This window comes from Streptomyces sp. NPDC091387 (assembly GCF_044756945.1).
Taxonomy (GTDB): domain Bacteria; phylum Actinomycetota; class Actinomycetes; order Streptomycetales; family Streptomycetaceae; genus Streptomyces.
In genome coordinates, this window is sequence record NZ_JBIVTZ010000012.1 from 115,808 (window position 1) to 140,917 (window position 25,110).

The window sequence follows — 25,110 nt, forward strand, 5'->3', positions numbered from 1 at the left end:
CGCCGCTGCGCGAAAACGCCCGGCCGGCGGCTCCAGCGGGGCGCCTGCGTCTCCTCTTTGAGTCCGGGCGGAGGAGCGGTCCGCCCACCGAGCTGTCGTCGGCCTCCGGAGCGCCTGGGCGCGGGTGCAGGCGCGTCATGGTGCGGCGATGGACAGCGAGGTCCGGAAAGATCCTCTCGATGTCGACCGGACGCGAGGGGGTGGTGCGGGACCTGCGTCTCCTTGAACGGCCGGGGCCCCTGCCACCGAGCCCTCATCGACATCACTGTCGATGAGGACTCGGCGACCTACTTGGAATCACTCCCTGTCATGCACGGCTGAGTGGAATCACTCGGGGCAACGACAGACGGACTCGCGCCCCAGCGACCATATCCCGCATCTCAATGCATCGATCGCTGTCGGATTGAATGTGAATTGGTCACCGTCCGGTGTCTCCGAAATCGAGAGTGCGAAGGCACCCCAATACTTCAATGCCGCAACGGATTCCACGGGCACCATGTTGGCGGCAGAGAATTCACCGCCGACGGAGAAGGGGATCCTGGGGGCGAGGCGGTGCCCAGGAGGGAGTGCCCCGTTCTGCGTCTGCCACTCATGCGCCACCGAGTACCCGGTGACATAGTCCCAGTCCGCGATGACGTTGCGCTGCCATCCCTCGATGTCGTCGGAAAACTTCGACAGAGCAGCCGTCTCAGGATTGAATAGGTGGACGCTATCAAGGTGATCCTTGAGCCTGTTCTTGAAATTCAGCGTCTTACCGACGTACGTCTTCCCAGGGTTCCACTGATCCGGATACTCGTAGATACCCTGATTCTTGTTGCACGCACGCAAACGCTCGACCGAGGAATCCCCGGCCGAGCGTTTACTAAACCGTGCGCGTCAATCGCATCGACCGGCATCACCGGTATTCCATTTCCCCGGAATCAGGTGATCACGAGCGTCGACACTCCAAGAAACGAATCACGCATTCCAATGCGCACTCGAATTCCTCCGCGCTCATCACGCACGTATCAAATTGCCCGTACAAGTCTCCGATCTCAACCCGGTCGGAATCGACTCTCTTCACGGTCGCACTGGATGTCCCGAGAACGTACTCAGATTCGAAGTCTCTCCACATCCTGCGCCATTCTCGAAGGTAGATCTCTACACTTTCCATCCTAGTCCCGAATGGAATGATCAGAGTCTCAAGGGCGAGCCTTGCGTTCTCCCGGGTGCCAGTTGGCCCCTCCGGAATAACGAGGTCATCCTGATCAATCGTGAAAGACCACACTGCACCCTCCATCATTTCATTACTTCCCCACCGGGAAGAAGGTCGACGGCGTATACGACCCATCTGCCATTTTCTGCAAGAACCCTGTCATCTTCACGCCGCGGAAAGATCCGGTGACCATGGTCCCTCCACGCTTGTATGCACCGTTGCTAAATAGGTGCTGACCAGCCGCCATCACATCCCCAGAGGTCCAGCCGGACGGAAAAAATGTGTGGCCAGCATTGGCTACCTTTGCCAGAGTTCCACCACCGCGAAGACGAGCCCCGACCGTCCCATTCACTGTGGCCGTGCCATCAGCGTTGGCAACCAATTCACCGTTAATGAATCGATTTTCGGGAATTCCGCCAGCCTGTTCGGGATGAAGGTGCCAACCGGCAAACCGGTTGTCACTTGTAATAACACCATCCAGCACGTGTTCACGAGCTTCTGGAGAAATTACGGTGCAGTTATGGACGAGGACCGGCATGGTACCCGCCAGCACATAGTACGTGTGCTACGCGACCCCTCTCTATCTGCGTATTCGCAGATCAGCGCCGGTTTCGGGTTCCGCTGGTGTCCGTGGTTGTACGGGGGAATCCGCGGGTGTTGCCGTCGCTACTGCCGTCAGGAGCGCGGGGCGCACGGTGGTACTGCCGCTGACGCGGTGTCGGCGCGGACGGACTTTACTGCCACGCGCCGGGCTCGGCACGGAGTATGGCTCGGACGGTCTGCTCGTAGTGCTGGTGGCCGGTCTGGGCGCAGTGTTCGGCGATCCAGCGCGTCAGCTCGTCCGGGGCGTGCAGGGTGCGGGATGTGGCACCGCAGTTGTGTTCCTCGCCGGTGACGCAGAGCGCCGTGAAGGCCGGCAGTGCCAGGGGGTCGGGGACGGTGGTCACGCGGTACTCGCGGAAGCGGTAGCGCCCCCGAGAGGCATCGCGGACCGGTGCGTCGGTGTCCGCAGAGTCAGGCACCCTCGTCCACCTCTTCCTCCTCCGGGAGGCGCTGCCCGCGCGAGTCGGCTACTCGGAGCGCGTCCGCCAGGGCTTCAGTCAATCGGCGGGCCAGCCAACGGTATTCGGTGGCCGACAGAGTTGGCACTCCGGGTGCCGTGGCTTCTCGGGCGTGCTCCAGCAGCTCCTGGCCCATGGTGAGCTGTACCGTCTCGATGCTGTCGGCGAGGGTGGAGAGGTAGCCCCGGCCGTCGGTGCTGAGGTAGCAGGGCTTGCCCTCCGGGCTGGTCCACGGCAGTAAGCGGGGACCTCCCCCGCCCGACGCGGCGTCGTACAGCTCTCTGCGACGCATGCGGTCGGCATTGCTCCTGGGCTGGCTCACTGGGCACCCCCGGCTTGGGTCACTGATGGTGGACACACCGACCGTAGGTACTGACTGACTGTCACCCCAGATGGGCACCATGGCAGTTAGCGACTCTTGGTTCGCGAACTGCCACGCTGCGTGGCAGCTACCCGACGACGCCCAGGTAGTCGGCCATTTCGCGCATCTCTGTCGTGAGGGTGCGCTTGCGTTTGCCGAGGATCTCCTGCATGGTCTCGGCGGCCCCGTTCTGGTGCCGCAGCCACTGCGGGGCGGCTTCCCTGGCACGGGTCAACTCCTCCATGGCGGCGGACAGGTCGCCGGTCCGGGTGTGGGCGCGCGCCACATCGAGGGTGAAGCGGTTCCCGTCGTTGGTGCTGGGCCTGCCCAGGCGCTTCCACGCCTTGGGCGACAACTCCTCCTGCTCGCCTGCCTTGCGCACCACCGCGCGGGCGTCGCCGATGACCAGGGAGTCTTCGAGTGCCTTGACCGCGACGGTGACCGGCCCGAAGACGGACCAGTGCCGGGAGACGTTGCGATGCGCTGTGCCGACCGCAGTTGCCGCGACCCGGGCGGCCTGACGGTACGCCTTCGCCTCGTCGGGACGGTTGTTCCTCGCGGCTGCGGCGGCGGCCTCCATAGCCAGGCCGCCCCACACCGCGTAGTGGTCCGGCTCGGCGCCGGTGATCTTCGGCTCCACCGCGTCCATGCTCCGGGCAGCGACCTGTTCCGCCTCGTCCAAGCGGCCCTGGCGCACCAGCAGCCAGCACATGCAACCGACACCTGAGCCCGCCGCAAGCATGTCTCCGGCCTGACGGGCGTCCACGATGGCGCCGCGCACGGCGGCGTACGCGATGTCGTATTGCCGTACCTGGGTGAGGTAGGTGCCGGCCAGACGCAGCGCCTCGGCGCGGGCGAGCAGGGCTTGCCGGTGCTCGTCCCCGCTGTCGTAGTAGGCGACGGCCCTCCCGGCATCACGCAGCAGGACCGGCAGTTGGGCGGCGACGCTCTTGTAGCTGTCGGAGAAGTACAGCACCCGTGCGTCTTGCAGGGTCCGTCGGAAGGTGCGCAGGTTCGGTTCCTCGCCCACGGCTTCGGCGTCCTGGTCCACAAGTCCGACGGCTGGAGTGAGGGCGGCGCGGAGCTGGATCAGATTGACGCGGTTCGGCTCCTCGGTCTGCCCGACGGGCTCCGGGGCATCGGACGCCATCAACGCGGCGGTGGTCACCCCAAGCGCTCGGGCGAGCGTGTGCAGGGTCTCCATGCGGAGAGTGCCGCCCTGCTCGGCCTTGCGAACCGTGCCCGGCGATACGCCTGCGGCATGGGCCAGTTCCTCCTGGCTCATCCCCGCGCGACGCCGGTACTTGCGGACGTTGTCGCCCAGCTCCGTAATCATCAACTCACCACCTCCCACTCCACGGTACGCCCGCCACATCACCCGGGGACGATCCGGCAGACACCCACCCACAGGGGCTACCCCACCACCTGGCGCGCCGGAACTCCGGCAGAATCGGGGCCTGAGCGGGAGGGGTCCCTCGTCGGTCGGGCAGCTTCGCCGTGCCAGGGTTCCCCGGGGGCCGCCAAGGCTCACACCGTGACGCGTGCGCTCGGCCTTGGCGGCCCCCGGGGGTTCCTGGTACGCCTCCGGTGACCGGGCGGCGAGGGGCCCTTCGCGCGACCCACGACCCCACACCACGACGAAGCCGCACCTTGACTCGGCCCCCTGCCCCTCGGAGGAAGGGCCGGGGTCTGGGGCGGAGCCCCAGGTGGCTCGCTGTGCTGGCTGTTGCGCGCCCGGACCGGCGGGGCCGTCGCCAGCGGGGCGGAGACAGGAGCGGGCGGCGGCCCCGCAGGGCCGGAGCGCGCGCGGGCCGCGCCAGCGGACCGCCTTGATCAAGTAAAGAAACTCTGAACAGCTCACCCACTGATCGAGTTGCCCGGTCGATGGTCAGGGCCGCTGTTGCCGGCGCTTCTTCGATTCGGCCAGCGCGGTGTTCAGCTTCTCGCTCGGCGACATGTCCGGCTCGGCGTCGTCGTCATGGAGGGGTGGCAGGAACAGGCCGCGTCGGCTCTTCTCCCGCTTGACCTTCCGGCGCTCGCCGTAAAGCCGCTGATGCTCCTCCCGAACCACGTCCCATCGTCGGTCGAGCTCTGCTTCCCGCGCCAGCAGCTCCTCGTCGCTGAGGTCGGCGAACTCGGTGGCGGCCACACGTGCCTCGCGGGCGATGTCATCGCGCAGCAGGTAGTTCGTGATCGTCCCATGGTGCTTGCCCGGCTCCGGTTCCTGGCGGACGAAAACACCACGTCCCTTGACCGCGTACACCAGCCCGTCCTGCTTAAGGCGCCGATAGGCGTTCTGCGCCGTGGAGTTGGCGACTTTGAATCGCTCTTGGATCTCCCGGGCGGGAGGGAGCTGGGAGCCTGGAGGGTAGGTGCCCTCCAGGATTTCCCGGCGGAGGATGTCGGCGACCTGGGCGTACGGCGGTCGGGGATCACCGTTGTAGATGACGTCGACTGGCCAGTCCGGCCCCTCGGCATCGGCTTCCTCATGATCACCGTCGACCTCTTCGGTGCTCCCGCCGACGGAGTCGCTGACGTAGCTGCCCCGGCCGAGCTGGGAGTAGACCAAGCCTTCCTGCTTAAGCACGCGCAGAGCGTTCTGGACGGTGGAGCTGGACACCCCGAACCGATCACCCAGCACGTTGGCCGAGGGCAGGCGCTCGCCGGAGCGGTACTCACCGTTCAGGATCGCGTCCCGCAGGGCCTCGGCGGCCTGGAGGTACGGCGGCCGGGAGTCCTCGTCCAAGGGCAGGGTCATGCCCCCACGGTATCGCCAGCAAGCCGTAGCGATACAGACACATCCCCGGGTTCCACACCTGACCGCCTACCAACCTGATCGAGGTCACAACCTAATCGACCTTGCAAGTTGAGCGATCATCTCCTTATGATCCATGTCGAGCCGATCAAGCGGCTCCATCGAACAAAGGGTGTGATGGCATGGCCATGACTCGAATCCGTGTTGCCCTGCTGCCGTCGGCGGTGTGCATCGCGGGCACCGACCCGGCGCTGAAGATCAAGGACCAGCAGACTGGGGAGGTCGCCACCGACCGGGAGACCGGGGCGTCGCTGTACACGGTGACCGTGATGCTCATGGAGGACGGCCGGGCCGAGGTCCTGAAGATCACCGTCCCGGAAACCGGCCTGGCCGCCGGGCTCAAGCCGGGTGTGATGGTGCGGCCCGTGGAGCTGTTCGCGACTCCGTGGGCGCGGATCTTCAACGGTCAGCTCTCCGACGGCGTCGCCTACCGGGCCGCCCGCCTGGAGCTGGTGACGGTGGAGGCGGCCCAGTGATCCGCTTCGAAAATTCCGGGCCGGAATACGCGCTGAACGCGCTGCTGGTCGTGGTCATGCTGGTGGGTGTGTGGCTGCTGGTGACGGTGGTGCGCTACGTGCGGGCCGACCGGGGCACGCGGGTCAGCATGCGGCAGGCCGTCCGGGTCCGCTGGGGCTGGGTTCGGCTCGCGCGGATGGCGGGGCTGACGGTCACCGACAAGACCCCGGGCCTGCTCGCACAGATCACCGCACAGAAGGACGGCCCCACCCCCGCACCCCGAGTGCTGACGCCCCGGATCAAGGTCAAGCCCGACCCGTTCGGCGTGATCGTCCAGGCGCGCACGCTGCCGAAGGTCGGGTTGGAGGAGTACCAGAAGTCGGCGCGGTTCCTGGCGGACGCCTGGCGGTGCACGCGGGTGTCCGTCCTGCCGGACGGCCCCGGCAGGGTGGTGATCCGGGGCGTGCGCTCCGACCCGCTGACCACGCCGACCACGCACCGGCCCACCGGCCTCCCGCCGGTGGACCTGACGCGCTGGGAGCTGGGCATTGACGAGTACGCCGCGCAGGTGTGCGTGTCCTTGGCCAACGTGCCCGGGGTGACCTTGGCCGGCGTTCCGGGTGCGGGCAAGACCTCGGGGGTCAACAAGTTCGTCTGTGACTTCGCGCCGTCTCCGTCCGTGCAGTTCGTGACGGCGGATGGCAAGGTGTCGCGGGCTTCGGAGGGCGACTACGCCGATCTGGTGAAGCGGATGTTCGCGTTCTGCGGGGATGACCTCGATGAGGCGAACGCGCTGTTCAAGCGCCTGGTGGAGCTGCGCAAGCGGCGTTCGGCGACCATCCGGGACGTGCTGGGCGTGAAGAACATGTGGCACGTCGGGCCCTCGCCGCAGTGGCCGCTCACGGTCCTGATCATCGATGAGGCGCACACGTACTTCCGCGATTACAAGGGGAGCGATGCCACCACCAAACGGCTGGCCGCGCTGACGGCGGAGAACGCCCGGCTGGTGGAGGATTTGGGCAAGAAGGGCCGCAACGTCGGCATCCTGGTGATCCTGATCAGCCAGAAGACCACCGGCGACGCCATCCCCACGTTCATCCGTGACGTGTGCCCCATCGGGCTGTCCTTCGCGCAGAAGACCGTGGAAGCCGCGGTGGCCGCACTCGGTGACGACATCCGCAACTGGCCCGATGCCAGCCCCGTCACCTTGCAGGACCCCGCCTACGTCGGCGTCGCGGTGATGGCGATGCAGGGCCGGCCCGGCTACACCCGCATCCGCACCCCCTACGTCTCCGACGCCGACGCCGCCCGCGTCGCCGAAGCCACCTCGCACCTGACCGCCGATCCGGACCTGTGCCTGGACGCCCTTCTCGCCTCGACCGGCCGGACCACGGCACCCCTGCCGTCACTCGCCAAGTAGCCCCGAAAGCCCACACCGGAAAGGAGGTTGAGGACATGGCGGAGGAACGGTTCACCCGGCGCACCGTGACCGTGGTCATGGCGGTCATCGCGGCCCTGGCCTTCGTCTTCTCCTTCGGCAACGTCTGGGCCCTCGCCCTGCGGCTCGGCGTGCCCCGCCCGATCGCGCCACTGATCGCCCCCATGGTCGACTTGTCCGTCGTCGGGCTTCTGGTCGCCCTGCGCTTCCTGGCCCTGCGCGGCGTCCCCAAGGCGGAGCTGAAGGCCGGCACCCGGCTGCTGCACCTGTGCGGCCTGCTCACCCTCGCGCTGAACACCGCCGAACCGCTGTTGGCCGGACGCTACGGACGGGCCTGCCTGGACACTGTCGCCCCGCTCCTGCTCCTCGGCTGGGGCCACGTCGGCCCCGCCTTCCTCGCCCAGTTCCACGCCCTCACCCGCCCCAACCCGCGCCTGGAGGCCGCCGCCGCCCTTGCCACCGATCCGGTGCCCGACGTCGCACCATCACCCGACTCGGCACCCCCGACTCCCGCCCCGGACATCGCCGCTTCCCTGGTCGAGGAGCTGGAGCCCGCTCCGGCCGCTGCTCCGCCGGTCGCTGTCACCACGACGGGCCGACCCGCTTCCGGCCCTGCCCTTCCGGCCGCCCTGCTGGACGCGGCCCGGCGCATCGCGGACACCCACCGCGCCGAGCACGGAACACCGATCACCGCCGCCCACCTGGGAACCCGCATGGGCGTCGCCCTGCCGGTGGCCACCACCGCACTCGCTCAGCTCTGAGCCCCGGCCCGCACCGGCCGCATCCCCCTCGCTGAACCCCACGCCCACCCGACGGGCCTGGTTCGTCATGCCCCGAGCGGCACCACCACGCCTGGTTGTTGCTCGGGGCCACCCACCCGAACTGAAGGGACACGCCCCGAATGGTCACCCTGGACCTGCGCCACGTGGCAAGCCCCGCCGTACGGGACCTGCTCCGCCTCGTCAACCACCCCGACTTCGACCGCGCACAGCAGCAGATCGAACACCTCGGCGGCTGCACCGAACCCGTCCGCCTCACCGGCCGCACCACCACCGTCGACACCGCGACCGGTGAAGTCCTTCGCTCCTACACCACCGAAACCGAGCCCACCGGCAGCCTGCTCACCACCTGCGGCAACCGCCGCGCCTCCCGCTGCCCGGCCTGCGCCCGCCTCTACGCTGCCGACACCTATCACCTCATCCGCGCCGGCCTCTCCGGCGGCAAGACTGTCCCAAACACCGTCCGCACCCACCCCCGCGTCTTCGCCACCCTCACAGCACCCTCCTTCGGCCCCGTCCACAACCGCCCCACCACCCCCGGCGGCGACATCAGGCCCTGCCGCTGCCGCAAGCTCCACGACCCCACGGACCCGCTGCTGGGCACGCCGCTGAACCCGGCGACGTACGACTACGCGGGCGCGGTCCTGTTCAACGCCCACGCCTCCACGCTGTGGGCCCGCTTCACCATCTACCTGCGCCGCGAGCTCGCGGCGCGGCTCGGCCTCACGCAGAAGGCCGCCCGTGCCGTGCTGCGGGTCTCCTTCGCCAAGGTCGCCGAGTACCAGAAGCGCGGCCTGGTCCACTTCCACGCCGTCATCCGGCTCGACGGCCCCGAGGGCAGCACCACGCCTCCGCCCCCGTCTGCCACCGTCACTGTGCTCGCGGACGCCATCCGGGCCGCTGCTCTCCGCGTCCGAGTGGCCGTCGTGTCGGACGCGATCGGGGAGCGCGAACTCACCTGGGGCCAACAGCTCGACGTGCGCGAGGTCGCCTCCTTCGGCGCTGACGCCGAACTCACCGATCAGGCCGTGGCCGCCTACGTGGCGAAGTACGCCACGAAGTCCGCCGACGCGTCCGGTGCCCTCGACCGCGCACTGTTCTGCCGCCCCTGCCAGGGACGCGGCGCAACCCTCCTGCCCCACGGAACCCCGCTCCCGTGCACCGCCTGCGACGGCACCGGACAGGCCCGGCCGCTACCCCGCCTCGCCGTCGCCCGGCACGTGCGGCAGATGATCCGCACCTGCTGGGAGCTGGGCCGCCTGCCGGAGTTCGCCGATCTCAAGCTCTGGAAGTGGGCGTACATGCTCGGCTTCCGCGGCCACTTCTCCACCAAGTCCCGCGCCTACTCCACCACCCTCGGCACCCTGCGCGAGGCCCGCCGCGCATGGCGCACCGAACAGGCCCGCGCCCACGCCGGCCTGCCCGAGCCCGACCTGACGACCACCCTCGTCGTCGGCCGCTGGGACTACCTCGGCTCGGGCTACAGCCTGGGCGCGGCCCTCCTAGCCGCGGGTGTCTGGCATCGCAAGGAACTTCAACGGCAGTTCACAGCCGAAGGGGGCTGCTGATGGCCTCGCTCCCGCCCGCCGCCCTGCAGACAGAGCCGGGCCGGACGCTGGAGTTGCTGACGGTCCCCCAGGTCATGGCCCGCCTCCAGCTCGGCCGCTCCGCCGTCTACGACCTGCTCCGCACCGGACAGCTCGCCTCGATCACCCTCGGCCGCGCCCGCCGCATCCCCAACCACGCCCTCGCCGACTTCATTCACACCCGCCTCGAACAGGAAGCCGCCGCCTGATGACCACACCCCGCGACACGCCCGCATCCCGCCGCGTCCGCGCCAACGGTGACGGGACCGTCTACCAGCGCAAGGACAGCCGCTGGGAAGCCGCCGGATACGTCCTGGCCCCCGGCAACACGCGCCGCCGTGTCCGCGTCTACGGCGCAAGTAGGAAGGAAGCTCTGGCCAAGCTGACCGAGAAGATCGCCGCCAGCAACCGCGGCGTTCCTCTTCCCTCCGCACAGGGCAGCGTGGCCGCGTACCTGACGTACTGGCTGGAGAACGTCGCCATCCACCACCTCCGCGAGAACACCCACACCCGCTACACCACCTGCGTCCACCGGTACCTCATCCCCGGCCTCGGCAAGAAGAAGCTCACCAAGCTCACCGCCAAGGACGTCCGCACCTGGCTTACCCAGCTCCGCACCACCTGCCAGTGCTGCTCGCGCGGCATCAACGCCCGACGCGACCAGCCCCTCTGCTGCGCAGTCGGCCAGTGCTGCCACAGGCTGCTCTCCCCTCTGACGCTCACCTACCTCCACTCCGTGCTCAAATCCGCCTTGGAGCACGCCGTACGGGAGGAAGAGATCCCGCGCAACGTCGCCCGCAACGTCCGCACCAGCACCCCACGGCCCCGGCGCTTCGAACCCCTCACCGCCGACGAAGCCCGCGAGCTCCTCACCGCCACTCAGGGCCACCGGCTGCACGCGCTGTTCGAACTCGCCCTCCACACCGGCCTCCGCAAGGGCGAACTCCTCGGCCTGCGCTGGGAAGACCTCGACCTCGACGCGGGCACCGCCGCCATTCACCGCACCTTGCAGCGCACCGTCACAGGCGGGCTCACCACACTGCCCACCAAGACCCGGGCCTCCGAACGCCGCATCGCTATCCCCGACCGCTGCGTCCAGTCACTGGAGCGCCACCATGAACAGCAACAGCGTGAGCGCGAGGCAGCAGGCAACGCGTGGCAGCCCAACAGGCACGTCTTCACCACTGCACAGGGCGGACCGCTGGACCCGACCAACCTCACCCGCGCCTTCACCAGGCTCCTCCGCACGGCCGGCCTCCGCCGCATCCGCTTCCACGACCTCCGACACTCCACCGCCACCCTGCTCCTGGAACAAGGCGTTGAACTCGTCGTGATCAAGGAAATCCTCGGCCACTCCCACATCGGCGTTACCGCTACCGTCTACGCCCACGTCCGACTCCGCCTCCAGCGAGACGCCATCGACGCCCTCGGCACCGCGCTCAGCAGCCCAGAGACCACCGCGACAGCCAGCGGCGACGGCGACGACCCGCCAGCAGTAGCCGCCCTCGTCCACTGACGTTGCCGTCAACTACTGCCGTCACCCCACGCAGAAGCCCCGCCGGGACACACCCGACGGGGCTTCAGTTTGCTGCAGCTACGCGTAGCTGCAGCACTCACGCACTAGTCTCCCAGAAACCACAGATAGAGATGTGATCCATTCTCCACCTGCAGACAGAGCGTTTCGATCTCCGCTGCTGATTCCTGTCCAATAATCTCGCGGACAGACTGGTGAGCGATTTCCCGTCGAAGCCTCTCGACCTGTCGCGAATTGAACATTGTATCCGCGTAAGGCAGCAGGCTGCTCAAGAACGGAAACTTGTCTTCATCAATGCGCTGGACGGTTTCCATCCAATCCAGTCTGCAAGATCCGCGTAGCACGATTTCGCCGCTCTCCGTGCGTACCTGGGCATTGATCATCAGCCACCACCTCGTCAGTTCGGGTGAACGCTCTCGACCGCACCGTTCCGCACCCATACCGCAACCGAGAACAGATCGTTCCCGTCCGCGTCGTAGCCGATCGGGTGACGGCTTCTAATGTCGAGAATGTGGCGGTGGGCGGAACCGGTGCCGAGGTTCATGTTATCCATCGGCTTTCTCATCGCCAGCTTGGACCAGTTGCGGATATGGCCTGGCGTAACCCAGTCCTCGAATTTTGACTTCTCCGCCCATTTCCAGGAGTCCGCATGATTCGCGTCATGCCTCGGGAGGATATGTTTATCCATCACCTTATCCGAGACGGCCCCAGTCCCGCAGTTGTGAACGAGTACCGGAGTCGTCCCTGCGAGCACATAGTACGTGTGGAGGCCGTCGATGCTGAGGTCGTACGTGGTGCGCTGCGCGGTGTAGGCCTTGGTGTCGATCACCACCGTGGGGCCGCCGGTGTCGTTCTGGAGTTTCTGGCCGGCCTTGAGGTCGGCGGCCTGGGTCCAGGCGTCCTTGGTGGACTCGTAGAACTGGTGGTGCTCGGTGGTCTGGATCGTCTTCGGGCCGGACTTCGTATCGACGACGACGTCGACGTAGTCACGGTCCGTCTTGGTGACGATGACCGCCTTGACCTTGTGCTTTTCCTTCTTCTTCTTGCCGGGTTCGGCCGTCAGGACGTAGTCCCCGACCTTCACCTCGGAGATGGGCTTGGTCGTGCCGTTCGCCATCAGCACCCCGGTCAGACCGGTGAAGCTGTGCGGAACGCCGGTCCGGCAACCCGGAGAGGACGGCTGGCCGTCCGGCTCCTGCTTCGCCGTCGACTTGCGGCCGAACCTGCCGGCCGCCGCACCGAACACACCACCCGTTGCCGCGCCGACCGCCGAGGCCTTCGCCGCACCGGAGACGCTGCAGCCTTCCTCGCTGTTCACGCAGGAGATGCCGTAGCCGACCGCGCCTTCCGCAGCGCCGCCCGCCGCGCCCATCGCCGCGCCGTTCAGCGCCTTGCCGCCGACACCGGCGAGCAGACGGCCCACCGCGCCGGAGGCCGCACCGCCGGCCGCGCCACCGAGGGCGCCCGTCAGGGCCCCCACACCTACCGCCGTCGCGAAACCCGCCAGGGACTTCGGACCGTCACTCATCGCGTAGCCGACCGCGTTCGCCGCGGCACCCGCGAGCATGCCGCAACCGACGACGCCCGCACCGGCCGTCGCCGCCGTGCAGCCCGCGAAGACCACGATTCCGGTCGCCACCGAGGCAATCGTCGAAGCGTGCTGCTTCACAAAGTTGGCTGTGGCCTTCGCCGCCTTCTTGACGGCCTTGCCGACCTTCTTAGCGGCCTTCACCACCTTGTGCGCGACGCTCTTGACGGCCTTGGCGACCTTGTGGACCGTCTTCTTGACCTGCTTGACGACCTTGTGAACGTATTTCTTTACGCGCTTATACGTGCGTTTGACGTATCTCTTGACCTTTTTGACACTGTCGGCCACATAGTGCACGGCCTTCCGCACCACACGCTTGGCCTTCTTGACGGCCTTCTTGACCGCCTTCTTGACCTTCTTCGCCGCGGCCTTGACCTTCTTCGCGACCTTCTTGACGGCCTTCTTGGTCTTCTTGTAGGCCGACTTGACGACCTTCTTGACCTTCTTCTTGACCTTCTTGATGGCCTTGTCGACGAAGCTCGGCCAGTGACCCGTCGGGTCCGTCGCCGTCATCGGGTTCTGGTCCGCGTACGCGTAACGGTTCGCCGACACCGACGTCGGCAGCGGGTTCATGCCCACCGTGTCCCGGCTGTTGAACTGGCCGGTCTCCGGCGAGTACCAGCGCGCCGCCATATTGACCTTGTCGGTCTCCGGATCCGTCCACCCCGACTGATAGCCGAGCCGGCCGACCATCCCCGTCGACTCCTCGACCTTCCCGAACGGGGAGTACGTCGTCGAGCCGGACAGTGCCTCGCCGTCCGCGGTGAACTGACCCACCACGTCGTCGTGGATGTCCGTCAGCGCGAGCACCGAACCCATCGCCGACTTGATGCCCATCAGCGAACCGTCGACGTTGCGGCTGTACGACGTACCGCCATCCGACGCCACATCGTTGCCGGCCCCGCTGTACGCGAAGTCGTACACCGTGCCACCCGAACCGTCGCTCGCCTTCAGCGTCCGGTCCAGACCGTCGTACGAGTACGTCCGCTCGCCCTCGCTGATCACCCGGTTGAAGGCGTCCGCCTTCACCGACGTCTGCACACCGCCCTCGTCGGTGACCGAACTCATCGTGCCGCGCGCGGTGTACGTGTACGTGCTCTGCCCGTCCGAGCTGAGGCGGTTACGGGCGTCGTAGGTGTAGGTGTCACCGCCCACCCGGGTCCGGTTGCCGGACGCGTCGTAGCCGTACTGCTCAGTCGCGCTCCCGTTGTTCCAGGACGACAGGCGGTTCGCCCAGTCGTAGGTGTAGGTGTTCGTGCCCGCCCCGGCGACACCGGCCGTCGTCTTCGACGTCTCGTTGCCGTTGAGGTCGTAGCCGTAGGCGAACGACGCCAGCGACTTGCCCGTCGGCGAGGTCAGCCTGTCCGTCGTGAGCTGGCCCAGGGAGTCGTACGAGAAGTCACGCCTCCCCTTGCCCTGGCCGTACTCGATCGACGTCACGTTGGACTCGGTGTCATAGCCGTACGTCATCGACGTACCCGACGCACCGTCCACCGCCGACTTCAGACGGCCCGCCGTGTCGTACCCGAAGGTCGACGTGCCCGACGCGTCCTTGCGCGAGGTCATCGCCCCGTTGCCGTCGTAGGCGAACGAGGAGGTGCCGGAGGGGCCGTTGGCGCTCAGGAGCAGGCCGCGGTCGTCGTAGGAGAAGGTGTTCTTCTCCTCGTCCGTACCCGCCACCGAGGTGACCTGGTCGTCATCGTCGTAGGTGTAGGTGTGGTCGGTGGTCTCCGCCTCCGCGCCCGTGCCGTGCTGGCGGACCAGCCGGCTCCGGTCGTCGTACTCGTTGCTGACGACGACCCCGCCCGGGGAGCGCTGCTCCTGGGGGCGGCCCGCCGCGTCGTAGACCATCGTGAACGTGCGGTCCGCGAGGTCGGGGTGGGCCGGGGTGGCCGGTTCGATCGTCTTCTCCGCCATGCCCCACGTGTTGTACGTGGTGAGGAAGGCGTTGCCGCGGCCGTCGGTGAAGCGCGTACGGTTGCCCGCCGCGTCGTAGCCGAAGGTCGTGGTGATCGACTCGGTCGCCGAGACCGGCTGGACCGCCTTGGTGATCAGGCCCGTCGCATCGCTGGTGAGCGTGACGGTGTGGCCCCGGTAGTCCGTCACCGACGTCGGGTTGCCCGCACGGTCGTAGGTGGAGCTGCTGGTGCGCAGCACCTTGCCCGTCGCGTCCAGGTCCTTCGTGGCGGTCAGCTGGCCGTAGCCGTCGTAGGTGTTGGCGGTACTGGTGCTGTCGGCGTCCACCGACGTGAGCGGCCGGCCGTCCATGTCGTACGTGAAGCGGCTGGTGGCGCCCGCGGCGTCGGTCACCTCCGTCGTCTCGCCGAGGACGTTGTACTTGTAGGACTCGCTCACCCCGGTCGGGCTGACCGTCCGGGAGAGTTCACCTCCCGGCGCCTTGTACTCGTTGATGGAGGTGTACGCCCGCTCGGTCGGCTGGCGCACGATGTCCGTGTCCGTGACCGGGCGGCCGAGGTAGTCCCAGGTGGTCTCCTGGCGGGCGCCCCCGGGCCGTACGGCCGAGAGCTGGTCGCCGTTGGCGGTGTACGTGTACCGCGTCGTGGCGCCGCCGGGCTCCCGGACGGAGGCCAGGTCGCCGAGCTGGGTGTAGGTGTACTCGGTGCGCTTGCCCAGCGGGTCGACCTCGGCGGTGACCTGACCGAGCTTGTTGTACTCGTTCCAGGTCGCGGCCGTGATCGGGGCCGAGGCCCCCGGCGGGGTGTAGTCCGGCATCGTCGTCGAGGACTCCTGGCCCTCGGCGTCGTACGCCGTCGTCACCACGTTGCCCAGTGCGTCGGAGGACTCGGTGTCCTCGCCGAACGTGTTGTAGCCGGTCATCGACACCGGACGGACCGACACCGGGGTGCCACCGCCGGTCTCGCTGCTGACCGCCGGCTCGGTGACGCTGGTCTGCTGACCCGCCTCGTCGTAGCCGTAGTCGGTGGTGACTCCGTTCTCGTCGGTCATGGACAGCGGCAGGCCGCGCTGGTCCAGCTTCCAGGCGTTGGTGCGGACGGAGCTGCCCGCTGCCGGGAGGGTGCCGCCCTTGAGCGCGGCCACCTGGGGGGCGGTCAGCGCCTCGCCGTAGACCTGGATGTCGCTGAGCGCGCCGTTGGTGTTCTCCTTACCGGGGATCCTGCGGCCGATCTGGAGCGGGCCCGTGGCGTCCCAGGGTGTGGTGAACGCCGTCGAGGTGCCGGCCTGGGCGCCGTTGACGTACAGCCGGATCTGGGCCGCTTCCTTGTCGTACACACCGGTCAGGTGGGTCCAGGTGCCCGTGGTCACCGCCGCGGTGCCGGAACTGGCCCGCACGATGACCGGGCTCGCCATGTCCGAGCTGTGCCGGTTGAACGTCCAGCCGTACGCCGTGGAGTAGTACAGCTGGAACCCGCTGGCGGACTCCCCGGACTGGGCCAGGAAGGTGTTGTTGGCCGCCGTGGAGTTCAGCTTCACCCACGTCGAGACGGTGAAGGAGCCGCCGGTGTTGACCACCGCGCCCTTCGTCTCGCCGTAGGCGTTCGCCGTGCCGTCGAAGACGGTGGCGCCGCCCCGCTCGGTGGAACGGGTGACCCCGCTGCCGAAGGTGGCGGTGTTGTTGCCGCCGGAGGAGTCCGCGGCCGTGGGACCGCTGGTCTCGGCCAGCTTCCAGCGGGCCACCGGTGCGGTGGTGCCGTCGTGGAGGGTGGATCCGGTGACGTTGCCGAGGTTGTCGTAGAGCGTGTCCTCGGTGCTGGTACGGCCGTCGGCCGGGTCGAGGTCGGTCTCCGAGACGACGTTGTCGTCCGGGTCGTAGCTCACCTTCGTGGTCCGGGCGAGCCCGCCCGGGTCCAGGACCGACGACGTGGTGCGGTCGGACGCGTCCACCGTGAAGGCGGAGACGGTCTGGCCGTCGTTGGTGACCTGCTTGACCAGGTTTCCGGCCGCGTCGTAGGTGTTGGCCTCCTCGGTGAAGGAGAGGCCGTTGGCCGGGTCCTTGCGCACGACCGAGGCGGCGAGTCCGTCGTCGGTGTACGTGTACGCCGTGACGTGGCCCATCGCGTCGGCGATCGACGCGAGCCGGCCCGCCGGGTCGTAGGCCCGGGACTCCTGCACGAGGGTCGTGGGCGGCGACGGGTTCGCCGGGTCGCCCGTGTAGTTCAGCAGGTTGGTGGTGAGGGGCCTGCCCTCGCCGTCGAAGGTGTACGTGTTGACGTTGCCGGCCGGGTCGGTCTCCTTGACCTTGTTGCCGTACACGTCGTACTCGAACGACGTGGTGTCGCCGCCCGGGTCGGTCCGCGACGCCATGCGGTTGTACGCGTCGTACGTGATCGAGGTGGCGCGGGAGGCGTCACCGCCGGTCAGGTCGGCGACCGTCTGCGAGGAGACGTTGCCGTCGGGGTCGTACACCGTGCTCGTGCGCCCGGTGTGGACGGCGCCGGTGACCCGGTTGGTGACCGGCGGGTCGGTCTCGGTGAGGACCTGGTCGTCCTTGTCGTACGTCAGGGTCGTGGTGAGGCCGGCCGGCTGCGCGTCGGTCACCTCGGTCCTGGTGAGCTGCCGCCCCAGGTTGTCGTAGGTGCTCCTCTCCTTGGCGCCGTTGGCGTCGGTCACCTCGGCGACGTCACCGTTGGCGAAGTAGGAGTACCCGGTCCGTCTGCCGCCCGGAGTGACCACTTCGGCGACCAGCCCGGCCGGCGCCTTCGCGGTGCCGCCCTCGGCCGCCGCGGTGGTGGCGGTCGTGTACGCGGTGGTGGCGGTCCGCCCGTTGGGGTGGCCCGGCACCGGTGGCGTCGTCACCGAGGTGAGGTTGCCCGCCGTGTCGTACGCGTAGCCGGTCAGGTACGTGTTGTCCGTCGGCCCCGAGGAACGGCCGTCGCGCTCGGTGAGCACCAGGTCGTTGCGCGGGTCCATCGGCGGGAACGCCGTGGTCGAGTCCGGGTAGTACGTGTAGTAGTCGGTGGCGCACTTGCCCGCGGCCGTGTCCTGGCACATGGTCTGGGAGACCGTGTTGCCGCGGATGTCGTGGCCGGTGATCGAGCGGTTGCCGTTGGCGTCGGTCACGGTGTGCAGGAAGCCCGCCGTGTCGTAGCCGTACGTGGTCCGCTTGCCGTTGGTGTCGATCGCGGTCAGCAGACGGTTGCCCATCTCCGCGTCGTACACGTAGGTGAGCGTCTTCTCGGTGGGGTCGGTGAGCTTCACCGTCCGGACCGGCGCGACGCCCGCGGAGGCCTTGTACGCCGACCAGTGCTGCTCGACCTGCTCCTCGGTGAGGCCGGCCGCGTGCACGGCGACCTCGGCGATGGAGCCGGTGAAGTAGCTGACGTCGGCCGGGGGGTTGTTCCAGCCCTTGGCGAAGCCCGCGCCGATGAAGGTCCGGGTGTTGGCCTGGTCGTTCGGCGCCCCGCTGTAGTCGCCCTGCTTGACGCCGTCGACGTACAGCGTCTGCGTGGTGCCGGTCGCGGAGAGCACCGCGTGGTGCCAGGCGTTGTTGTCGACCTTGTCCTTGGAGCCGAACTCCGTGGCCGCCGAACCGGCCGCGCTGTACCAGTGGCCCCGCAGCTTGCCGTCGGAGCCGACGTACAGGACAGGGCTGTAGTTGCCGCCCGCACCGGCCACGTCGGTCACGGCCTTGGCCTGGTCGGCGACCAGCACACCGGGCTTGGCGGTCTTGAACCACAGCTCGACGGAGCGGTCGCCCTTGCCGTGCCAGGACGCGTACGGGATCTCCGCGTACGAGCTGGTGCCGTCGAACTGCGCCGCCGTGACGTCACCGGCCCCGAAGGGTCCGGCCACGCCCTGGGTGACGCTGTTGTACGTGCCGAAGCCGGTGTGCAGCTCGTTGGCGGCCTGCGCCGCGCCCTGGGTGTCGTCCAGGCGCCAGTAGCCGGCCGGTGCCGAACCCATCACCGCCGAGCGGTAGACCTGGGACGAGCCGGTGACCGTGGCCGGGTTCAGCTTCCAGGTGCCGCCGTCGCCGTCGGTGGCCTGGACGACCAGGTCGTCCGTGGTGCCGTAGGTGACGGCCGACTGGGTCTTGCCGTTCGGCGTGGTGATCTTGTCGAGCAGTCCCGCGGACCGGGTGGCCGCCCGGTACTGCGCGGTGATGACCGACGGGTCGAGCGCCTCGGTGTAGACCGCGACCTCGGCGAGCTGGCCCGCGTAGTGCCCCAGCTTGTCGGAGGTGTTCATGGCGGGCCAGCCGTCGGTGTTCACCCCGGCGCCGAAGGAGATGTAGGGCTGCTCCCAGTCGTTGATGGTGCCCGCGAGGCTGCCCTGCTTGGCGCCGTCGAGGTAGAGCGTCTGGCTGGTGGCCGCGCCGGTGAGGGCGACGTTGTGCCACTTGCCGTCGGTGACGGTGGCCGTGGACGCGGTCGTGGTCATGCACCCCGGTGACATGGCGAGGCAGCCGCGGAGCTTGCCGTCCGTGCCGACGTACACCGCCGGGGTGTTCTTCTTCGTGTTCGCGACCGGGTCGGCGTCGCTGAGCGGCTTGTCCCCGTAGTAGAAGAGGACACCGCCCGCCTGCGTGGTCCTGAACCACAGCGACACCGTCGTGTACGAGGGCGTGGCGCCGGGGGCGCTCGGGATCTCGACGTACGACGTGGTGCCGTTGAAGGTGGCGGCCTTCTGTGTGGAGCCGGTCAGCGGGCCGGTCCCGCCGAGGGTCACATCGCGGTAGAGGCCGTTGAACTTGCCCTGGTTGAGGTCGACCGCGTCGCTCGCGACCGTGCCGCCGGTCTCCCCGAGCCGCCAGTACGCGAACGGGTCCGCGTCCATGACGGTGGTGCGGTAGTGGTTGCCCGTGGCGTAGCCGTAGACCGTGCACTTGGTGGGGTCGGCGGGCGGGCAGACCTTGGTGAGCTGGTCACCGGTGTAGCCGTAGCTCCAGACCTGGGCGGTGCTCGCGTCCCCGGCCTTGGCGGGGTCCGTGGTCACGGTCGACACGTGCGGGGCGGTGGCCCCGGCCGGTGTCTGCCAGGCGAAGGACAGGGAGCGGTTGGAGGTGGTGTTGGTGACCTTGCCGAGCTTGCCGCTCGTGTAGGTGAAGGTCTCCGCGCGGCCCGCGTAGTCCTTGATCGAGGAGATCGCGAACGTGCCGGTGCGGCCCGTCACCGCCTGCTGGAAGTGGTAGGCGGTGAAGTCCTTGTCGGTCAGCGTGTATCCGCCGCCGGACGTGGCGGGCGCGAGTCGTGCGTACCGTCCCATCGGCGGTACGAAGGTGCCGTCGGCGTTGCGGCCGAAGGCGACCTGTTCGCCGCCCGGGTAGGTGATCACGACGCTGGTGAGCGTGCCGGAGCCGTCCTTCACCTCGGCGGCCGTCATGTCGGTGACCGTCGCCCAGCCGGCGCCGAAGGCCCCGTCGGTGCGCGGGTCGCGGCTGTTGTACGAGCGCTCGACGGACAGCGACGGGCCGACGACCTCGACCTCTGCGTCGGTGTCCTCGGTGGTGTAGTTCGCGTCGCTCGGGTCGAATTCGTGGCCGTCGGTGTTCTGGGCGAGGCCGGAGGTGACCGGTGGCTGGGGAACGGCGGTGGCGAACCGGCTCGCCGAGTACATCACCGAGTCGTATCCGTCGGTGACGCTGACGTACCAGGCGTAGTTCTTGCTCCACTTGAGCTTGCCGGCGGGTATCTTCCAGCTGCTCTTGGTGACGATCCCGGAGGTGGCGACGGGCGTGGTGCTGTCACTGTCCGCGTCGTACACCTCGAAGGCGTACGTCAGCGACGGCATCGGCCACTTGTCGGCGTCGCTCGCGTAGACCAGCAGCTCCGGCTGGAGGGTGTTCGACTGGTGGTTCTCCGGCGGGTACTGGGCGTTGATCTGCGGGGCCTTGTTGGCCGTGTACGTCAGATCCAGGGCGGGCCGGAAGGCCGCCGTGGTGCTGTTGTCGGAGTGGAACTTCTTCCAGTGCAGCCCGTCGCCGGTCGGCGCGGTCAGGGCCAGACCGTACTGGGCGCTGCCGGTGGCGACGCCGTCGAACCAACCCGTGGACAGCTTGACCGGCATCTTCACGCCGACACTCAGGCTGTTGGCGCTGTTGCTGCAGGAGGCTCCGGGCGCGACCGTGGCGGTGCCGATCGCGGCGCCGTATGCCGGGCCCGGATAGGAGGTGACACCGGCCGGCGTCCAGGACTTCGTCACCGGGCTCACCGAGAACGGTTCCGCGGTGCAGGTCGCGGACCAGATCGCGTACACGTTCAGCGTCGCGGCGGTGACCCGCTGGCCCTTGAGCGTGGTGCCCAGCGAGGAGAACTGGAGGAAGGAGTTCGCCTTGTTGGTGCCGGAGTCGTAGCTGCCGACCTTGAGCTGGTTCTCGGTGGAGTGGTCACCACCGATCGTGTTCTGCGCGTACGTCGAGTTGCCGGCGGTGATCGTCGGGTCCACGGTGACGGGGTAGGCACGGGCGGGGTCGTCCAGCCACGCGCGGTCGGCGGTCAGGCGCAGGGCGGGCTTGCCGTCCGCGGTGGTCAGTTCGTAGCTCAGCGCGCGGGAGATCGCCGCGTCGCCGGAGCGGGGGTCGATCCTGGAGTCCTCCATGAAGGCGTGGGGGATGGTGGCGGTCACCTCCCCGTCCCCGTCGGTGAACCGGACGTCGCCGTTGTCCGCCACGCGCGGGGTGAGCCCCTGGGCATCGAGCGGGAACAGCCAGGAGTTGGGTGCGTCGGGCGACCGCAGGACCAGTCGTTCCTTGAGGCCCTCGGCGAGCGGTGAGAGCAGCAGGTCGGTGTCCGGCAGGACGTCGGCGTACGTCGCCGTGTTGTCGGCGTCGACGACGGCGACGGCCTTGCGCGCACCGCGGAGCGAGTAGGCGAGGCTGCGGCCCGCGCCGAAGTCGACGGAGGCGAGCTGCTGGTCGCCCGCGTCCGGGGCGAACTCGACGTCGAGCGAGTTGGCGGCCTGCTGGAGCCTGCCGTTCCCGTCCCGGGTCAGATCGGTGTCGATCGGCTTCCAGGTGCCGTCGGCAGCCTTGAAGTTGGACCGGCTCGCGTAGTGCCGGACGGTGGTCGATCCGTCGGTGTTGACGAAGTAGTCGGAGGTCGCGGTGGACTTCTTCGCGTTCCGCTTGCTGGTCTTCGCGTCGAAGCTCTTGGCGTTGCCCGCGGCGGGGTCGGTGACGGCCGTGCCGGGGCGCTCCGTCGTCCGGGAGTAGGCGTCGAGTTCGCCCTTGCCCTTGCCGGCGCGGTGGCCCACCGCGAGCTTGCCGCGGGTCTGGTCGGCGGTGGCGGTGTGGCTCCTGCCGCGGGCGGTTCCGCCCTCCTGGTCAGGGGTGTGCAGGGGCGAGTCGTCCAGCCACTTCCACAGACCGGACAGGGACATCCGGGGCATCGAGAGCGCCGGAAGCGTCTGATCCGTGGCGGACGCCGTCTCGGTGGTGAGCATGCACGAGAACGAGACGAGTACGGCGAGTGCCGTGCCTCGCGCCCTGCGACGCCCGACGGGGCCCGGAGGGAACAACGATGATGGTCTTCGCCATCGAGCACGCATGGGGACTGCTTTCTCTTCACGAGGCCTACATATGGCCTCGCGAGATTGCCCCAACCGCGCACACAAGATCCACTCATTCCGGTGGGAACTTATGCGATGTTTATCTCATTGCTCGTATGTCCCCGACCCGCCTACGGCTGACGGTTCTTGACGACCCGTCGGACCGCCTCCGCGACCCGGTCCGGCAGCCCGTCGCCCGGGGCGACGACGGTGAGGTTGCCGGCCGACCCGCCCCCGCCGTCCGCCGCGGACCCGACGACCACGAACTCCACCCGGGGGTGGCCGCTCGCCGCCTTCCGCACGGTCCCCGTCTGGGCCGGGCCGACAGCCAGGACGACTTCGCAGTCCCGCTGGATGAGGCCGTTCAGATGCGGCAGCGCGTTCGCGGCCGACTGCTCGCCCATGACCGGAACATGAGTGACCCGGACCCGGGTGTCGCCGGAGGCACGCTCCATGCCCTGCCAGACCGCGGCGGCGGGGGTCCCGGCCGTGATGCCGTCCTCCCCGGTGAGCAGGCACGCGTCGAAGTCCCGGTACTGCCGCGCCCTGGCGTCCGGCGGGCTCGCCGCCTCGCCGTCGCCGCCGAACAGCCACGCGGCGCCGGCCGCGCAGACCACCAGCAGCAGCCCGGCTCCCGCCCAGGCGCCCCGGCGCCCGCGCAGCAGTCCGGCCGAGCGGTCGAGCAACTGCCTTACCCCGGAACGCCGGCGCGGCTCCGGCCGGCCGCCCCGCCAGGTGCGCCGGGTCTTCACTCGGCACCCGCGGTGACAGCGCCGGCCGCCCGCCGCCCCGGCCCGGCGAACAGGGCGTGCGCCGCCGCCCCGAGCGTGGTGACCAGCATCAGCAGCAGATCCACCGCGAACTCCGCTCCCCGCGTCTGCGCCGGGGTGAGGACGGCCCAGGCCACCCAGGCCGCGTTGGCCGCCGCGAACCCGGCGCACACCAGCCAGTCGAAGGCCCGTCGCCGCCGCGCGGCGACGACGAGGGACGGCACGAAGGACAGCATGCCGAGGGTGACCACCGGCACCGCCGCCAGCAGAACGCGAGGCGTCACCGCCCTCACGACCGAGCCCGCCGAGCCCGCCGAGGGATCCGGCCCGGCGGCCGAGGACCCACCTGATTTCACGCGCTGCTCCTTACGGAGGAAGCGGGCGGCCGGCTCGGATCGGCCGGGGCCGTTCGCACAGACGCCCGACAGAATCGGACGCCGTACAGTACACCGTTCCTTCACAGGTTCGGCACACCAGGCGCCTTGCCGGACGGCCCCGCCCGCGTGGTTCCTCGCGCGGTCAGCCGCCGCACAGCTCCAGCATGACCTTCTTGTCCGCCGTCGTGACCGGGAGTGCGTACTTCAGCGAGACCTGGGCGAACCGCAGCGCGTACGAGCACCGGACCGGCTTGTACGGCGGCAGCCAGGACGCGGGGCCCGAGTCGCGCTTGGCGTTGTTGGCCGGGCCGTCCACCGGGAGCAGGTTGAGCGGGTCGTTGGCGATCTGCTGCCGCTTCGCCTCGTTCCAGCGGGCGGCGCCCATCTGCCAGTCGTACGACAGCGGCATGACGTGGTCGATCTGGACCTTGGTGGCCTGCTTCTTGCGCCACTCGATGGTCGAGCCGGTGTACGGGTCCTTGAGCGACATGGCGACGACCACACAGTCGGACCCCGACCGGAGCTCGACCTTCTTCCCGTCCCTGGCCAGCAGGTCGTTGCGGGTGTCGCACCCGTTGCGGGAGAGCGGTATGCCGTCGACGGAGTCCTTCCACGCGTAACCGAACTTGTCCCGCTCGTAACCGGTCTTGGGACCACGCCCCTTGGTGGCCACCTTCGCGATGACCTTCCGGGCCGCCGCCCGGTCCGCGTCGGAGGTCAGGGGCGCCAGGCCCGGCTTCGTGCCGTCGGCGTTGTCGAGCGGACTGGCACCGAAGCCGGTGACCGGCCCCCCGCCACCGTTCGAGCCGGTGCCCGGGGACTCGGCCCCGGACGTGATCTTCTCGGGGTCGCAGCCGGCCAGGGCCAGCACGGCGGCCATGCCGAGGGCGGGCACCATCACTCGATAAGCGCGGGGAGATATCACTCGAAGCCGTCCTGACGGGGAGAAAGCCGAACCAACCCGGGAATCCTACGGACGTCTGCCCCGCCCTGACGCATCCATGACCGATGTTCGCCGCGGATGCGTCCCGGATCACACGGCCCGGCCGGGCTCAGCGACTTCGAGGAGTGGGACGCGGGCGCGGGAGCCGTTCTTCGCGGTCTCCGTCAGCCGGTGGTACGGCGATCCTGATCTCGTACCGCAGCTCCTGACCTCGCGGCGGCATCACCATCACGTCGGCCTGAATGGGCCGGTCGTCGCCGTCCAGTGTGAGCCGCGTCAGTTCGAGCACCGGCTCGCCCGCCGCCAGGGACAGCGCCGCCCGCTCGCTCCCGGACGGCATGCGGGCCACCACGGCCTCCTGTGCCCGGACACCGGCGAAGCCCAGATCGGCCAGCAGCCGGATGGCCCCTCCCCGGATCTTTCCCGTGCCGGCCAGGCCCGTGCCCCGGGCGATCTCCACCGGGTAATAGGTGTCGGTCAACTCGCACGCCTCACCGTCGAGATACATGATGCGGCGACGCTCGACCACGTGACTCCCCCGCTCCAGCCGGAGCAGATCGGCCACCCGGTCGGGAGCGACCACCTCTCCGGCCCGCACGATCCTCTGCGTACCGCTTCGCCCGGCGGCCGCCGCCTCGGCTCCCCAGGCATCACCCCCGCCCCGGACAGGTGGCGTCAGGTACCGGGCGGACGTGCCGGCCCGCTCGACTTCACCCATGACCTTCTCCTCCCCCCTTCGCCC

At 68.8% G+C, this 25,110-nt stretch carries 18 protein-coding genes; 6 read left to right on the plus strand and 12 right to left on the minus strand.

Features of this window, described 5'->3' with window-relative positions; translation table 11 throughout:
• Positions 1-327 precede the first annotated feature (327 nt).
• From ACIQM0_RS25115 to ACIQM0_RS25140, 6 genes are all read right to left on the minus strand, one after another.
• A complete protein-coding gene (locus ACIQM0_RS25115) occupies positions 328-828 on the minus strand; it encodes a GIY-YIG nuclease family protein (protein WP_401290435.1) in 501 nt (166 codons plus the stop codon).
• Positions 829-1,286: 458 nt separating this feature from the next.
• Entirely contained in the window at positions 1,287-1,733 is a 447-nt protein-coding gene (locus ACIQM0_RS25120; protein WP_401290437.1) for an EndoU domain-containing protein, read from the minus strand.
• Between the two features lie 196 nt (positions 1,734-1,929).
• Positions 1,930-2,217, minus strand: coding sequence for a hypothetical protein (locus ACIQM0_RS25125; protein WP_393332097.1), 288 nt, complete (start codon positions 2,215-2,217; stop codon positions 1,930-1,932).
• Positions 2,210-2,548: a hypothetical protein gene (locus ACIQM0_RS25130; protein WP_393332099.1), complete on the minus strand. Its 339-nt coding sequence runs from the start codon at positions 2,546-2,548 to the stop codon at positions 2,210-2,212. Before ACIQM0_RS25130 ends, ACIQM0_RS25125 begins: the two co-directional genes overlap by 8 nt.
• A gap of 157 nt (positions 2,549-2,705) precedes the next feature.
• Positions 2,706-3,953: a helix-turn-helix domain-containing protein gene (locus ACIQM0_RS25135; RefSeq protein ID WP_393332101.1), complete on the minus strand. Its 1,248-nt coding sequence runs from the start codon at positions 3,951-3,953 to the stop codon at positions 2,706-2,708.
• A 552-nt stretch (positions 3,954-4,505) separates the two neighbouring features.
• Positions 4,506-5,363: a GntR family transcriptional regulator gene (locus tag ACIQM0_RS25140; RefSeq protein WP_401290441.1), complete on the minus strand. Its 858-nt coding sequence runs from the start codon at positions 5,361-5,363 to the stop codon at positions 4,506-4,508.
• 191 nt (positions 5,364-5,554) lie between these two features.
• Between ACIQM0_RS25140 and ACIQM0_RS25145 the strand changes: the two genes are divergently transcribed.
• The 6 genes from ACIQM0_RS25145 to ACIQM0_RS25170 all read left to right on the plus strand — a co-directional run bounded on the left by ACIQM0_RS25145 (position 5,555) and on the right by ACIQM0_RS25170 (position 11,207).
• On the plus strand, positions 5,555-5,908 hold the full coding sequence (locus tag ACIQM0_RS25145; RefSeq protein WP_093854933.1) for a hypothetical protein: 354 nt from the start codon (positions 5,555-5,557) through the stop codon (positions 5,906-5,908).
• On the plus strand, positions 5,905-7,308 hold the full coding sequence (locus ACIQM0_RS25150) for a cell division protein FtsK (protein WP_401290443.1): 1,404 nt from the start codon (positions 5,905-5,907) through the stop codon (positions 7,306-7,308). Before ACIQM0_RS25145 ends, ACIQM0_RS25150 begins: the two co-directional genes overlap by 4 nt.
• A gap of 35 nt (positions 7,309-7,343) precedes the next feature.
• Positions 7,344-8,087 carry a DUF2637 domain-containing protein gene (locus ACIQM0_RS25155; RefSeq protein ID WP_401290446.1) on the plus strand — a complete coding sequence of 248 codons (744 nt, stop codon included), beginning with the start codon at positions 7,344-7,346 and terminating at the stop codon, positions 8,085-8,087.
• Positions 8,088-8,227: 140 nt separating this feature from the next.
• A complete protein-coding gene (locus ACIQM0_RS25160) occupies positions 8,228-9,673 on the plus strand; it encodes a replication initiator (protein WP_393332111.1) in 1,446 nt (481 codons plus the stop codon).
• Positions 9,673-9,900: a helix-turn-helix domain-containing protein gene (locus tag ACIQM0_RS25165; protein WP_401290449.1), complete on the plus strand. Its 228-nt coding sequence runs from the start codon at positions 9,673-9,675 to the stop codon at positions 9,898-9,900. Before ACIQM0_RS25160 ends, ACIQM0_RS25165 begins: the two co-directional genes overlap by 1 nt.
• Positions 9,900-11,207 (plus strand): tyrosine-type recombinase/integrase, encoded by a 1,308-nt coding sequence (locus ACIQM0_RS25170; RefSeq protein ID WP_401290452.1) that lies wholly within the window; start codon positions 9,900-9,902, stop codon positions 11,205-11,207. Before ACIQM0_RS25165 ends, ACIQM0_RS25170 begins: the two co-directional genes overlap by 1 nt.
• Positions 11,208-11,311: 104 nt before the next feature.
• On the opposite strand, the gene ACIQM0_RS25175 is transcribed toward ACIQM0_RS25170, so the two are convergent.
• From ACIQM0_RS25175 to ACIQM0_RS25200, 6 genes are all read right to left on the minus strand, one after another.
• Positions 11,312-11,608 (minus strand): hypothetical protein, encoded by a 297-nt coding sequence (locus tag ACIQM0_RS25175; protein WP_393332116.1) that lies wholly within the window; start codon positions 11,606-11,608, stop codon positions 11,312-11,314.
• 14 nt (positions 11,609-11,622) lie between these two features.
• Complete coding sequence (locus tag ACIQM0_RS25180; RefSeq protein WP_401290455.1) at positions 11,623-22,173, minus strand: LamG-like jellyroll fold domain-containing protein; 10,551 nt, start codon at positions 22,171-22,173, stop codon at positions 11,623-11,625.
• A 236-nt stretch (positions 22,174-22,409) separates the two neighbouring features.
• Positions 22,410-23,030: a BMP family ABC transporter substrate-binding protein gene (locus ACIQM0_RS25185; protein WP_401290457.1), complete on the minus strand. Its 621-nt coding sequence runs from the start codon at positions 23,028-23,030 to the stop codon at positions 22,410-22,412.
• The gene (locus ACIQM0_RS25190; RefSeq protein ID WP_401290460.1) at positions 23,027-23,404 is read right to left on the minus strand and encodes a hypothetical protein; all 378 of its coding nucleotides are present in this window, start codon (positions 23,402-23,404) and stop codon (positions 23,027-23,029) included. Before ACIQM0_RS25190 ends, ACIQM0_RS25185 begins: the two co-directional genes overlap by 4 nt.
• Before the next feature lie 163 nt (positions 23,405-23,567).
• The gene (locus ACIQM0_RS25195; protein ID WP_401290463.1) at positions 23,568-24,323 is read right to left on the minus strand and encodes an HNH endonuclease family protein; all 756 of its coding nucleotides are present in this window, start codon (positions 24,321-24,323) and stop codon (positions 23,568-23,570) included.
• 154 nt (positions 24,324-24,477) lie between these two features.
• Entirely contained in the window at positions 24,478-25,086 is a 609-nt protein-coding gene (locus ACIQM0_RS25200; RefSeq protein ID WP_401290466.1) for a UTRA domain-containing protein, read from the minus strand.
• Positions 25,087-25,110 lie beyond the last annotated feature (24 nt).